Below are 13,979 nucleotides of genomic sequence, written 5' to 3'. Positions count from 1 at the left end.
GTAGGGTTTGGGCATATTTACAGCGATCGCGTTTTGCAGGATAACGAAAGGGACTACTTCTAGTTTATGCCCAAACCACCTTGGCGGTTGCTATACTATACGAGATTTGGGTTTTTGAGCCATATCTAACACCCAACACAGTAAATATGCGACCAAATCAGCGTTGTGAGCAGCGCCGGAAACGGACATCTTGCGTAATACAGATTAGGATTATTTTGTACAGTGCGTAAGTCCTATAGTGTTTAAAAATCCCTTTAGAAATCTTCTAAAGGGGTATTATTTCATATTTACAATAAATAGATAGGCATAATTAAACATATAGCAGTGGTCAGACAGTTTAGGACATTGGCAAATCTTAAGAGAGCGGCTGTCACAGTTATCAATAGTAGACTTGTCCTAACCAGAATGGCAGCCGCTATACAAAAAAATCCTAGTTTGTAGTAAGCGATTCATCGCTTCTTCAGATTTATCAAGACTAAAGTCCTGACTACAAACTTTAATTTATTTATGCCTAGCAAGAAGTTGCAACGAAATTTTAAGCCCGAGCCACGGCTGGTTGCTGCCAGCGTCCTACCGCCTTACCAATTACTGCTAATTCTTGCATCAAGTTATCGAAACGGTCTGGTGTCAGAGATTGCGGACCATCAGATAAAGCTTTGGCAGGGTTGGGGTGAACCTCTATCATCAGAGAATCTGTGCCAGCTGCGATCGCAGCCATTGCCATTGAAGGTACAAACTCAGACCAACCTGTACCGTGGCTGGGGTCAATCATAATTGGCAGGTGAGTCAGCTTTCGCAACACTGGCACTACTGATATATCTAACGTATTCCGAGTATACTGGCGGTCAAAGGTGCGTATGCCCCGTTCACACAAGATCACATTGGGATTGCCAGCTGCCAAAATATACTCGGCTGCCATCAACCAATCTTCAATGGTAGCTGCCATTCCCCGCTTCAAGAGAACTGGTTTCGGCTGCGCTCCCACTTTTTTGAGCAAGGAGAAATTCTGCATATTCCTTGCCCCCACCTGGATCACGTCAGCAATTTCGACAATTTTATCCAGGTCAGCGGCATCCATCGCTTCTGTAATAATACCTAGTCCGCTAACTTCCCGCGCCCTTGACAACAAATCCAAAGCACTCTCGCCGTGTCCTTGGAAGGCGTAAGGTGAAGTCCGGGGTTTGTATGCCCCTCCGCGCAAAAATGTCGCTCCAGCCGTCTTGACGCGCCGCGCCGTCTCCACAATCATTTCTTCATTTTCTACGGAACAGGGACCGGCAACGACTACTAAGGGGTGGTGTTCACCAAATACCACCGCTCCATTGGGAGTATTAACGACCACCTCCGAAGCTTCGCCGTGGCGGTACTGGCGGCTGGCTCGTTTGTAAGGCTGCTCTACCCGCAACACCTGCTCAATCCAGGGGCTAAGTTCCTGAATCTGTAGTGGATCTAAGCTGACGGTTTCACCTACTAGACCAATAACTACTTTGTGTTGACCAACAATTTTTTCTGGAGTTAGCCCCCAGCTAGTTAGTTCCTCATCAATGCGGTTTATTTCCGTCTCTGGGGAACCACTTTTCATTACTATAATCATCTGAAAGTTCCTGATTAATTGAGTAAATTTTTCTCTAAATGGGCTAACTTTATTGTTGCCTATTGGACTAATTACGAATAGTTAAAAACAAAATTTATTTAATTTATTTATAAAATATAGCGCTCAGCCAGTAGTTTTACTACTAAATAACTGAATATGGGGTATAAAAAGAATTATATAATTTTAATTATCAATGTTAAAGTTATAAAATTTCAACTTCAACATTCACTTCTTCATTTACCCAATACCGCAGTTACGTAATACCTGAGCGCCGTTCATTATGAGTTTTTTTGCCGAGTTTCACGCCAAACTGCCACCATTCGTCCCCAATTGGTGTTGAACTCACGCAAACCCAGCAAACTTCCGACTTTTTCTTCATCCCAAGAGGCAGAGAGAACGCCATAAGTTATCCCTAACACCCCCAAACCAAATAATCCCATGTTCACCAATAACACGGCGATGGGAGGTAGTTGGATGTCAGAGTATATAGCAAGCAGATAGCTGACAACTAGGGTGCTAATGCCCAAAGCTGTTGGTACACCACAGAACCCAGCTACCCGTCGGATCATCCTTTGGCTGACTACTTGGGGAATAGTCATTTCTTCTTTGGTGTAAGGTGTTTTTCTATCAGCCTGTTTGCCAGATTCTTGTGGCTGTGCTCCTGGTTTACTTTGAGTTTTTGCGGGTTTTTGGCGCTTTTTGTTTGGTTCAAAGGGCAAGCGACTGCGTTCAGATTCTTCAGCAGACATAAGCGGTAGTCCCTATCCACGAATACCGAGGCGAGCAATCAAAGCTTGATACTTTTCCCGGCTTTCCTGTGATATGTAGGCTAGAAGACGCTTGCGCTGACCAATTAGCTTCAACAGTCCCCGCCGGGAAGAATGGTCTTTTTTATTTGCCTGGAGATGTTCGCTGAGGCGGTTAATGCGCTCAGTTAGCATGGCAACTTGGACATCGGACGAACCAGTGTCGGTTTCGTGAACTTGGTAATTGGAAATTATTTCTTGTTTCCGCAGTTGCGTGAGGGCCATGATCGATTCAGTTTCTAGTTTTTCTAAATGTATGCAGCAGTCTCCCATAATATCACAGCCCTCAAGCTGGATGTGGAATCATCTTTGCTGCTACGCCTTGCACTCTAGGAGACTAAGTAAGTCAGGAGCCATCCAGTATCCTCTGGCAGTAGACGCGGTGAGTATAATCCATAACTAATTGTATTTGTAGCTGCGATCGCTTCACAATGCTATACCTGCCGCAATCCTGCTATTGCGATGTTCACAGGAATTTATACACGTGATTGAATTTTGTTGTGCCCTTTAAAACCTCGTTTCCAGCCAGAGGCTGGAAATGCTCTTTCATTGCGGCTCTGCCTCAAGACTTTCGGCAGAGCTTCCGATTAGGCATTACCAGTCTCCAACTGGGAACAAGGCAATCTCTGAATGACTTATCTAGACAGGCTTTTACGTTAAGTTGACACCAATGACGGCTGTTCGCCCTCCTCATCGGTAAAATTATTTTGAAAAATCACCTTAACTGTCTTAACTGTCCTTGCGTTTTTGCTAAAAATATGAGAATTTTTTCCATAAAGCAAGCTAACTGCTGCTTAATAACAGATCTTTGACCATCAACCAGACAACGAAGTAAATTAAAGCACAGGAGAAAACGATGGGAATACAACCAAAAGGCCAACATATGGAGTATTCCTATTTGAAAATATACTGAGTACTTTATTCTTTGGAAGTCCCTTATCTGAAAAATTTTTTATTAATCAAACTGGAGTCCTATATTTACTCTGCTGACTTCTAGAACTATCTACAAATTGCTAATCATTGTGTTAATCTCTTTTAGGACTTACGCAAAAAACCTCTCAAACTTTTATTCCTCAGTATCACGTCAGTTGCTTCTCCCTACAGCCCTTTGGGCATCCTACGGCAGGCGCTAGCCTCTCCCAATGTGAGAAGGGGAGACGCTCTTGCTAGCTTGCTTCGACCTAGGAGTACAAGTCTCTTAACCGCAAGGGCGCACTGGCTTCTCTGCGGACTCTGTGGTTCGATTTTCCGTTACCTGTGCGTAAGTCCTGTCTTTGTTTGATAATCACACTTCAATAAAATGAGATACCAGGTAGGGGGTAGTCTTCGCAGTGACGATCTCACATATGTTATCCGTCAGGCAGATGAAAAACTTTATACAAGCCTGAAGGCTGGTGATTTTTGTTACGTCTTCAATTCTCGCCAGATGGGCAAGTCATCGCTACTACAGCGCACAAGTTATCGTCTCAGACAAGAAGGCTATAAATGTGTTTACTTGGATATGACCTGGGTAGTGAGGATACTACACCAGAACAATGGTACAAAGGTGTTATTATCAGCTTGTTCTACGGCTTAAATCTGGTGGAAAAAGTCAAATTTAAGCAATGGTGGGAGATGCAAGCAGGTCTTTCCTCAGTGCAAAAACTATACCAGTTCGTAGAAGAAGTGTTACTGCCAAATGTTCAAAGTGAATCTCTGCCAGATGTTAAAGCCGAACGTATTTTCATCTTCATTGATGAGATTGATAGTTTGTTAAGTTTGAATTTTCCTGTTAGTGACTTTTTTGCCTGGATTCGTCATTGCTATAATCAGCAGGCACATGACCCAAATTTTCGACGTTTGGGATTTACACTATTTGGTGTAGCCAGTCCATCTGACCTAATTTCTGACAAACGTCGTACACCTTTTAACATTGGTACAGCGATAGATTTACACGGCTTTCAACTCCATGAAGCCACGCCATTGCTAAAGGGATTAGAGGAAGTTATAACTCAACCCGAAGCAGTACTAGAAGAAATTATTTACTGGACAGGGGGACAACCATTTCTTACCCAAAAACTCTGTCACTTAATTGTTCACATAGCTTTAAAAACATCTAATAGAAAAATTGATTTACCGCCAGAAACTGAAGCATCTTGGATAGAACAATTTGTGCGATCGTCTCTTGCTGTTTGGGGATAGGAAGTTTCATTTTGTACCGCAAAGCTCTCAAAAGCGCAAGTCAAGCTAGAAGCAGCGAAATTCCAGCGCTTGTATCCTCTTCTGAGGGATTATTTGCCTCAAATAGCAGATTGGATGCGCTCATAGAGTAGTTGTTCACTCTCCCCAGTAAAAAAGGACTAAAAAGCAACAGGAATAGAAGGATGTTTTATACCCCTACGAGCCAGAGTAAGAACCATTGCAATATAACTCCAATTTCCTATACTCACAAGTGCCAAACTACAGAATTTCGATGTTTGAATACTGCCGACTAGCGATCGCGCAATAAAAACAAAATCAAGCAGAGTAAACTAGAATTTACATCTACTATAGGACTAGTATTTGATTTCTGAAAAGATACGTAGGGTGTGTTAGCGACAGCGTAACGCACCATCATCAACGGTTTGGTGCGTTACGAACTGCGTTCTAACACACCCTACAATACCTAATTTTGTTCAAAAATCAAATATGATTCCTATATTTTGGCTGGCTACTGTTAAACAAATATTTTGGCTGTATAGCTTGGCAAGTCAGTGACTAAACCATCTTTCCCAACTTCCACTTCCCGCTTGAGGAACCAATCTTGCCAATACTCAGCAGTTGGGAAGTTTGGAATTTGATATCTAGTTAGATTCTGGTCAGAAAAATTAGCTACCACAACAACATGAGAATTCTGCTCATCCCAGCGGGTGTAAGCCAGCACTTTATCGTCGGCATTTTCGTAGAAAAACTCGATATTGTCACTTTGCAAGGCTAGATTCTGCTTGCGTAGAGCAATGAGTTTTTGATAATACTCAAATAAATTATGATTGTGATCGCCTGACAACAAAGACCAATTAATCTTCTGTGGCTTAGTCACATCTTGGCTTTTTAGCTGGTATTCGCCAAACTCTTCTCCCATCCAGAGCATTGGTATACCCATCGCTGTCATTAAGAGAATGACTGCTAACTTCACTCGCTTAAATGCGTCTGCGTCAAAGATACCGCGATCGCCTAATTCTCGCAATAGACGTTCGCGATCGTGGGTTCCCAAATAATTTATCACATTGGTAGCGATCGCATAACCCTGCTGCTTGGGATCTAAAATTTGCTTTAGTTGTTCTATTTCAAATGTTTCTCCACAAATATGTGGAACTATAAAGTATCGAAAACTCTCATGCCAACAACTATCTAATGGCCCATCTGGCTTGACTACAGTTTTTGTATCGGGAATATGTTCAGCAATATTGTAAAACTGCTTGGGTGCAGCATGATTTTTCCCTTGCTGCGCCAGCCAGTCGAGAAATTCAAAGTTAGCCAATTGGCGCACCGCATCAAAACGAATTCCATCAATGTGATACTCCTGAATGAAAAATTGCACCACATCCCCAACATATTTCCATGCAGGTTTAACATTTAATTTTTCATCATAATTATCATAATTCAACTCTGGCCCCCAATAATTATCTGGGTCTTCAGGATAATGCATGTGTTCGTAATACCAGTAATTCCGGTCAATTAGCATTAACGGGCATTCTTCATCGGTATGGTTATAAATTCCATCCATAAAAACGCGAATGCCTCTAGCATGACACTCATCTATTAATCGTTTTAAATCTTCTGTTGAACCGTAACTAGATTCTGTAGCAAAGAAGTGGCGGACTTTATAGCCCCAGCTATAGTTACCGGGATACTCATTAACTGGCATTAATTCAATTGCATTAACTCCCAATTCAACCAGATAATCTAACTTGGCAATTATCCCTAAATATTTGCCTCGTTTGTCAAGGCCAACCTCATCACCAGTAAAATCTGCAACGTGCATTTCATATATGACTAATTCCCGATTATCAGGCAACGGTTTTTCGTCATATTGCCAAACATAATCATCAATAATGCGTTGCCCATCTTTAATCTGCACCATGCTAGATTTTTCTATTTCATTAACATCTGTTGCATTCGGATCAATAACATCTACCCATTCATCGAGTGCAAAATTTGGGCTTTTGCTTTGAACACGAAATTTATATTGATAAATGCCGTCTTCCAGTTTTACTTGAATGCGGAAATAACCATTTTCACTTTTTCTCATTGAGATTTCTTTCCACTCAGAAAAAGACCCAATTAAAGCGGCTCCTTTGTTACGAGGAGCAAATAACGTAAATTCAATTAAACTTCCCATTTCCATTTTTTTTAATTAGCATACGGTTTGTACCTCCTCAGGAAATCGACGTTCCTGAAACCTTTTGATAGGTTACTTCCTTCCAAATGACTATACATCTATCTTTAGTTAGTCTTACTTCAAAATAAATATCGGACTTTTAAATTTACTTTGTTGTGAATTTTTATAAGAGAGAAGACTTATTTTCTGTTGCTTCAATAAATGCCTCAAACTGACCATTAGGTGTCCATTGAATAGCTCCATCTCGTCCTGTAAAAAATAGTTTGGTTTTGCTTTGATTCAGTTCAGATAAAGCTTTTAGATCAAAGTTACCAGAAGAGGCGATCGCCACTTGTGGTTGCAGAGCAATAACTAAATCTTTTAATGACTCAGGCGGACACCACAGCACTTGTGGACGAGGCAAACTCCCATTTTTAACTAGTTGCTGGACTTCTTTAGACTTGACATTACCTACTAATAACCAATTCTGATCTAGAATTTGCAATTGTAAAATGGGTAATTGGTCATTGATTAATTGCGCCATAACTGAACCAGTCTTCACAGCTTGACCAACTACCAAAGCTTGGTAGATCCCTTGATGCTGTTGTAATTCTTGTTGAATTGCTTGGCTTGCAATTGAATCTTCAGACTTGGGGGAATATTCATAAAAATTTTTGATTGGTAAACGTTGCATTAATTCCAACCAAGCATTACTTTCATTGCCTTGGAAATCAGTTGCGATCGCCCAATTAATTTGATTTATTCCCTGCTGTTGCAAAAAGGGTAGGATTGTGAAACGTCCTGTACCTTCATCGCCACTATTGATTACAGTTACTGTACCTCTATATTGAACAATTACAATTGGTTTCGTACCAGATTCTAATACCGTTATCTTAAACAATGTATTTGTAGAATGCCAAAGAGGGATGAATACTAAAGCAATCGCAATTACATTAGCAAACCACCACCGCCGTTGCCACCAAGGGACTAGCCAAACCAGTATAATCAGTAGATAAATCACTAGAAGCTGCCAACTGGATATGCTGCCTACAGCAACAGAATTTCCTGGCAACTTGCTAAAAAATTCCACTAGTTTAATTAGCCAATCAGTAGGGTAATGCAACACCTCAGCGAGGAAGCTTCCTGCTTGAGTCCAAATTAATGCTGCGATCGCACTGATGATTCCACCGATACTAATGATCGAAATTAATGGAGTACTAGCCACATTCAGCAACAAACTATAAGATGGTACAACCCCAAAGACAAAAAGTTGCACAGGTAAAGTCCAAATAGTGGCAGCAAGGGGAACGGCAATCAAAGCAGCGATCGCAGGTGGTAGCCATGCTAGGCGGTTGACTAATGGGGGTACTGTTACAACTAATCCCAATGTTGCTAAAAAACTCAATTGAAAGCCTAAATCCCAAATCCATAGAGGATTAAACACTAATAACAGAGTTGCTGCTAATAGTAATGATCCGAACTGTTTTACCTTCCTTTTTAATAGCAAACCAACTAATGCCGCAAAACCCATGATTACGGCTCTGAGAACCGCAGGTTGAAAACCTGTTAAACTCAGGAAAATGATTAAAGCCAAAAAGCCAAGGGTAAATTGCGTTCCTTTTTTTGCCCGCCTCGTTAATTGTAATATCACACTCAAAATCAAAGAAGTTTGGAACCCGGAAGCTGCTAAAGCATGAGCTAATCCGGCTTGTACAAATAAGTCGCGAATATCGTAGGGTAAATCAACAGCTTTGCTGCCTAAAACCATTGCACTGACAAGAGGCCCTTCAGGGACACCCAACCAACGAACTTGCGATCGGACAATTCGCTCCCGAATTTGCCACCATCCCCATTTACGTTCCTGATCCAAAACATTTATTTGTCGCCCAACTAGACCGGCAAACGTCCCTTCTTGCTTGAGAAACTTCTGAAAGTCAAAACCACCAGGATTGGAAGCCGCCTTTGGTTTGTACAAAATCCCAGTCACAGCAATTTGTTGACTAGGGTATAACCCAGTAGCTTGAAGTATAGGCACTGTCACATACAATTTACCTGTAACCCGTTTTGGGACACCTGCTGAACCTTTTTCATTTTTAATCTCATCTAGCTGAGTCGCTTCCAGCCAAAATTGTCCCCGCTGACTGCGAGTTAAGCGAGGATTACTTGCCACTTCCCCGCGAACAATCACAAGTTGTTCTTGATTACTGCTATTTCCAGGCGGAACGAACTGACTAATATCTTTTGCACCTGGTTGCGGCACTCGCCATTGAAGATATAGAGTTGCCAATAATCCCACTAAGCCAGCAGCTAGCCATATTCGAGGATGGGTAGTAGTTTGCCAAGTGTTAGGTACTGCCTTATTTTTGCTTCCAGTATTTTCTGGTTTCTGAGCAAGTTGCCGTGAAGTGGTGCGTCTTCTAAAAATAATTGCTCCCACTATCCCCAGAACCAAAATCCAGACGCCACCCCAAGGAACTGCTGTAAATAACAACCCAAAAATGTAGCCAAGACAAATAATTACACCACTGGTTTGAATCATAAGATTTTTTGTAAAAGCACCTGAGAACCAGAATTTGCAGCTGATTTAAAAATAGCTAAGGCAGCAATAGAGAAAAATTGGCATTGCTGAATTTGGCTATGAAATTCAAAAATAAAATATTCTAAACTCTTATTATCTGCGCCTGGAGCGAATCTGTGTGAGCTTTTCATCTCTTTAATCAGCAATGCCGAAAAATTTTTATGCTTGTGGTGAAGTATAGTCCATCAAGTTTATACAAACAAAGTTCGCACATGCGAGTCTTATCCTTTTAGCCTTAAACTCTGCCATATAACTCCCGGTTCGCTGATTTTCTAGGCAGTTATAAAAAAGACAGAACGGAAGAATAAGGGTTATAGCGTTTGTCCTTTTGAAACTTTTTTAGACATCCTATTAAACGAGCTTCAGAAATTTATAAATTTTGAGCTTGAGTAAAATTTTTACCATCAACTGAACATAAGCCATTTTTTGCTATCCCAGTTAAAAACTATAATTCCTTATTTTTAAAGAATTTCAGGTTTTTCGTCCCCTGGGGACTAGCGTAAGCGTAGCCCGCACTTTGACAAAGCTCAGTGACCACCGTAGGCATCGCATATTCTTTTCTTACTTTTAATACTCCACTTATTGTCTATTTTGTCAATGCGTAAATTTTGATAATTTAGAACTTACGCAAAATATCTCTCAAACTCCGATTTATCCGTGTCCTCTGCGCCCCCAAAGTTCAGAGCGGCGGCTTAGGCCGCTCCGACTTCTCTCTGCCATTCGTTATTATGTAACTCGTGCATAAATCCTAGATAAATTAAATCCAGATTTTAGAACACAATCCTCCCTAAAATAGTGGGCTTTTTATGTAGAAATATTTAGATTAAATGGCTTTACTTTGGTATTTTCCTAAAGTATGTATGTAATTACCCTTAGGGTTTGCGAAAACAAAGCCTGAGCATTGATATCAATAGTTTGTTAGTTTTCATGCTTAGTAGCATAGACAGGCTAAAAATCCAAATATGGGATTTGTGATTTTCAGTGTGTTTTACTCAATCTTGAATAAGGCCGAAAAACATAATGCGAAGGCTTAAACTTCTGAGTGTTTTGTTGATAGTGGGTTTATCGCTTGGACTTTCACTGTTCATTTCTGCTGTTTTCGCACACAAAGTTTTTGGTCAGTTTCGTACCAACATTCCCAACGATGCCACGTTAGTTGCACAGCGACAAGCCGAAGTTATTTCGGGCTTCATGGTTGCGCCTCCGAATAAACCCCTTCGTCCAGCAGAGCGTCTTCGCCGCGATACCTATGGCGACGTGGGACTTGCTCCCCTGAAGACGGCGGCTCAGTTAGATCGATTGCTCTATCCTCCTGTTTCGCAATCAGCTCGCCAGAAAGTGGTGGAAGGGGCGTGGTTTTTTACCACCCCAGAAACCGTTACCGAAGGCGCAGGGGCGATGGCTAACCAAACCCGATGCGCGGGCTGTCACCTGAATAACCTTGAGTCGGTTCCGGGACTGGGGCTGCTTACGGGTATCTCTAACGTCAGTCGAGCTGGACGGTCAACCCCCACCAACTTCAGTTATACATCAGGTGACACCAACAAAGGTGGTAGACCCGCTGGTGTTCGCTTAGATCCTGTCAATCCAAACGGTTCTGTTAACTTGAATATCGTTAATAACGCCGACCCAGCCTTAGATGCGGTCAATAATACCGGGCGAACCGCAGCCTTTACGATCTTCGGGGACTTTTCACCGTCGGCTGAAGCGGCCGATCCGACCAAATCTTATGATCCTCTAGATGGTACTACAAACCGCATCACAGGTAATGCACAGGATTTTGGTGGTTTTGTGCAGCATACACGTCCCCCGATTGCTGAACTTAAAGCTTTCGACCCGAGTATAGATTGCAAACCAGATGCGATCCCAAGCATCGCCCAAGATCGAAACCTCGGTACGATTGATCCAACTACGGGCTTGAGTTCAAGTGGATTTCGACGTGGTGTCGGTGAACGCGCTGGACCCCCCTATATCGGTCGTGGGCTGATAGAGGCTGTTCCAAACCAGGATATTACAAATGCTCCTGATCCTTCTGACATTAGAGGCGGCAAATCGTCTTTGAAAACTGCTGTATTCCAGTGCAACGGTGATTGTGTCACAGGTAAGGTCAATATGATTCCTGCCAATGTGCCACCTGACCGACCCAACGCCCTGGCCTCTGGGGTAGGGCGTTTTGGCTTACGTGCCAATGGCGCAGAGATGCTACAGTTTATCATTGGGGGCTTCCAAGGTGAGCTTGGCATTACGACCTTGGCTAACAATAATGAGATCAATATTGCTGATCCCAAAATTGCTCCCTACAATAAAAACTGCAAAAATCTAGTAGCCGACCCTGAGTTTCCCCTCAGCACCCCATTTAGTGTGCGCAATTTCTTGCGCCTGACGGCTCCCCCAGAATTTGGATCCAATCTCTTGGCCGTGCTAAATTCCAAAAATCCCTCTCAACCTCGTTCTGGCTCCAATCGTGCAGCCAGCGTTCAACGGGGAGCGCAGCTTTTTGGTATTGATCTCACTGCCTTTGCCAACCGAATGATCCCCGGTCGTATGCCTCGCGGAGGCGATGGTCGTGATCCCAATGCCATTAATCAGAGCGATCGGATGGTAAGTTGTGTGAGCTGCCATACTCCGGTTCAAAGAACTGGTCGATCCCCTGCTGTTGGTGATCGAGCCTTGGGTAGTGATGCAGCAGCCGTTGTAGACATTCTCAGTTACCGTTGGGCACCCATTTTCTCGGATCTGATTTTGCATAAAGGCCCCACCATTGATACTGAACGGTTTGCACCAACTCCGCGTGATCCAATCCTTGTGAGCCGAACCACGGTTGTTGGTAGTAACCGATTGAACTTCAAGACGTATGATCTGCCCCGTAACCTAACTGATGATATCTTCTCAAACCAGAAAGCAACTGCTAAGGGTGAAGAGTTCCGTACACCACCTCTGATGGGAATTGGTAAGGTTGGCCCTCCATTTTTGCATAATGGTAGCGTCTACTTGAGTACCCTCACCCGTGACACAACGCCCGCGGGTAGTGTGTTTACCAATAGCGAAGTGACCAATGCACCGTTGGTTGTTCGTTCAGTAGACGATGCGCTTCGTGCAGCGATTGAGCTACATGATCTGCCTGCACCCAATGACTATAAGACCTCTAAGTTGCCGGGCGGAGGATGCCCTGTTCCTCCGGGTGGCAAAGTCTTCAATAAAATCGGTAATGTTATCAACTATGGGTCATCGCCTGAGGATGTCATTTGCCCGCCTTATACCAGTGCTCTTTCAAAAACTCATCGAAGTGAAGCACGCGAAGTTATCAGTCGTTTCCGTTATCTGACACCTTCTGATCAACAAGCGATAATTGATTTCTTGAAGGAGCTGTAGTGGCTCTCCAATATCTCTAATATCGATTGTTTGTAAATTTCACTACGGGGACGTTCTTGAGAACGTCCCTTCTTTTCATATCTTCGTGACCATCGGCACAGTCTACCCGAAGGATGAAGCCGACTTGCGACCAACGCTAGCGGATCTGAGGCATGATCCGTTACTTTCGGAAATTGGCGAAGGTATTGTCCTAGCTGACTTAGTTCGTGTAGCCGCACCCTTTAGGATGTCGGGCTTCCTGTTGAACTAACAGTATCTATGAGCAAAGGAAAACCCAACTTCTCCCTTTGCTCAACATATAAATGAGCTATCTTCCTAGCCAAATGCCGAATCCTGGCAATATAACGAGTTCTCTCCGTCACCGAAATCACACCTCTAGCATCCAGCAGGTTGAATGTGTGCGAACACTTCATTACATAATCTAAGCTAGGCAAGACCAATCCTCGCTCCGTTAATTGGGTAGCTTCCTGCTCATATAAATTAAATAGTGTCAGTAGCAACTCAGGATTTGACACTTCAAAGTTGTAGGTACACTGCTCAATCTCTCCCTGGAGGTAAACATCACCATAAGTAATGTTATCCGTCCAATGAATCTTAGTAATTGCCTCCACTTGCTGGAGATACATTGTCAGCCGCTCTAACCCGTATGTAATCTCAATCGACACCGGACGGCAATCAATTCCTCCACACTGTTGGAAGTAGGTAAATTGAGTAATTTCCATCCCATCTAACCATACTTCCCACCCAGTGCCCCAAGCTCCCACCGTCGCATCTTCCCAGTTATCCTCTACAAACCGAATATCGTGGTCTTCAGGACGAATACCTAAAACCTTTAACGAATCAAGATAAATCTCCTGGATATTATCTGGCGACGGTTTGATTAGGACTTGATACTGATAATAGTGTTGGAAGCGGTTGGGGTTTTCGCCGTACCGTCCATCCGTCGGGCGACGACACGGTTCAACATAGGCAACAGCCCACGGTTCCGGTCCCAATGCTCTTAAAAATGTCTGGGGATTCTTAGTACCAGCCCCTTTCTCAATATCATAGGGCTGGGCAATCAAGCAACCGCGATCGCCCCAAAACTCATGCAATAAACCTATTACCGACTGAAAATTCACGCTTCACCCTTCCTTACTCAGCACAGTGCATAAACCATTGTTGCCTACAACCCGGCACTGTGGGCAGTTTCAGGTTACTGAAAAACAGTCCAAAATATTTTTGGAAAAAATAGTTGACAAGATAAAGGAGGTTCGTTATATTGAATAAGTGCCTGAGAGCGAAGCGAAA

11 protein-coding genes and 1 pseudogene are annotated in these 13,979 nt (G+C 42.9%); 4 read left to right on the top strand and 8 right to left on the bottom strand.

Annotated features, from left to right (window positions below):
- Positions 1–535 precede the first annotated feature (535 nt).
- The 3 genes from aroF to rpsO form a co-directional block, all read right to left on the bottom strand.
- Entirely contained in the window at positions 536–1,594 is a 1,059-nt protein-coding gene (aroF, locus tag V7K36_RS08595; RefSeq protein ID WP_335114877.1) for a 3-deoxy-7-phosphoheptulonate synthase, read from the bottom strand.
- 278 nt (positions 1,595–1,872) lie between these two features.
- Positions 1,873–2,343 carry a PAM68 family protein gene (locus V7K36_RS08590; protein WP_335114875.1) on the bottom strand — a complete coding sequence of 157 codons (471 nt, stop codon included), beginning with the start codon at positions 2,341–2,343 and terminating at the stop codon, positions 1,873–1,875.
- Positions 2,344–2,355: 12 nt separating this feature from the next.
- Positions 2,356–2,625: a 30S ribosomal protein S15 gene (gene rpsO, locus V7K36_RS08585; protein ID WP_196526018.1), complete on the bottom strand. Its 270-nt coding sequence runs from the start codon at positions 2,623–2,625 to the stop codon at positions 2,356–2,358.
- A gap of 1,075 nt (positions 2,626–3,700) precedes the next feature.
- Here rpsO and V7K36_RS08580 point away from each other — a divergent pair.
- Positions 3,701–3,976 carry an AAA-like domain-containing protein gene (locus V7K36_RS08580; RefSeq protein WP_335114873.1) on the top strand — a complete coding sequence of 92 codons (276 nt, stop codon included), beginning with the start codon at positions 3,701–3,703 and terminating at the stop codon, positions 3,974–3,976.
- On the top strand, positions 3,886–4,581 hold the full coding sequence (locus tag V7K36_RS08575; RefSeq protein ID WP_335114871.1) for an AAA-like domain-containing protein: 696 nt from the start codon (positions 3,886–3,888) through the stop codon (positions 4,579–4,581). Before V7K36_RS08580 ends, V7K36_RS08575 begins: the two co-directional genes overlap by 91 nt.
- A gap of 514 nt (positions 4,582–5,095) precedes the next feature.
- Here the strand turns inward: V7K36_RS08575 and V7K36_RS08570 are convergent.
- From V7K36_RS08570 to V7K36_RS34060, 4 genes and pseudogenes are all read right to left on the bottom strand, one after another.
- A complete protein-coding gene (locus V7K36_RS08570) occupies positions 5,096–6,760 on the bottom strand; it encodes an alpha-amylase family glycosyl hydrolase (RefSeq protein ID WP_335114870.1) in 1,665 nt (554 codons plus the stop codon).
- Positions 6,761–6,923: 163 nt separating this feature from the next.
- Positions 6,924–9,278 (bottom strand): ComEC/Rec2 family competence protein, encoded by a 2,355-nt coding sequence (locus tag V7K36_RS08565; RefSeq protein ID WP_335114868.1) that lies wholly within the window; start codon positions 9,276–9,278, stop codon positions 6,924–6,926.
- Entirely contained in the window at positions 9,275–9,463 is a 189-nt protein-coding gene (locus tag V7K36_RS08560; RefSeq protein WP_335114866.1) for a hypothetical protein, read from the bottom strand. The genes V7K36_RS08565 and V7K36_RS08560 overlap by 4 nt, the downstream gene beginning before the upstream one ends.
- A 227-nt stretch (positions 9,464–9,690) precedes the next feature.
- Positions 9,691–9,798, bottom strand: a pseudogene (locus tag V7K36_RS34060) (IS701 family transposase); the annotation flags it as partial.
- A 539-nt stretch (positions 9,799–10,337) separates the two neighbouring features.
- On the opposite strand from V7K36_RS34060, the gene V7K36_RS08555 reads away from it, so the two are divergent.
- Complete coding sequence (locus tag V7K36_RS08555) at positions 10,338–12,689, top strand: di-heme oxidoredictase family protein (protein ID WP_335114864.1); 2,352 nt, start codon at positions 10,338–10,340, stop codon at positions 12,687–12,689.
- Positions 12,690–12,774: 85 nt separating this feature from the next.
- Positions 12,775–12,939 carry a hypothetical protein gene (locus tag V7K36_RS08550; RefSeq protein ID WP_335114862.1) on the top strand — a complete coding sequence of 55 codons (165 nt, stop codon included), beginning with the start codon at positions 12,775–12,777 and terminating at the stop codon, positions 12,937–12,939.
- On the opposite strand, the gene glyQ is transcribed toward V7K36_RS08550, so the two are convergent.
- On the bottom strand, positions 12,911–13,810 hold the full coding sequence (glyQ, locus tag V7K36_RS08545; RefSeq protein WP_335114860.1) for a glycine--tRNA ligase subunit alpha: 900 nt from the start codon (positions 13,808–13,810) through the stop codon (positions 12,911–12,913). The two genes, V7K36_RS08550 and glyQ, sit on opposite strands and share 29 nt — an antisense overlap.
- Positions 13,811–13,979: the final 169 nt, after the last annotated feature.

Origin of the sequence: Nostoc sp. (genome assembly GCF_036919555.1) — a bacterium.
Taxonomy (GTDB): domain Bacteria; phylum Cyanobacteriota; class Cyanobacteriia; order Cyanobacteriales; family Nostocaceae; genus Nostoc.
This window is presented reverse-complemented; position numbering and strand designations above follow the sequence as displayed.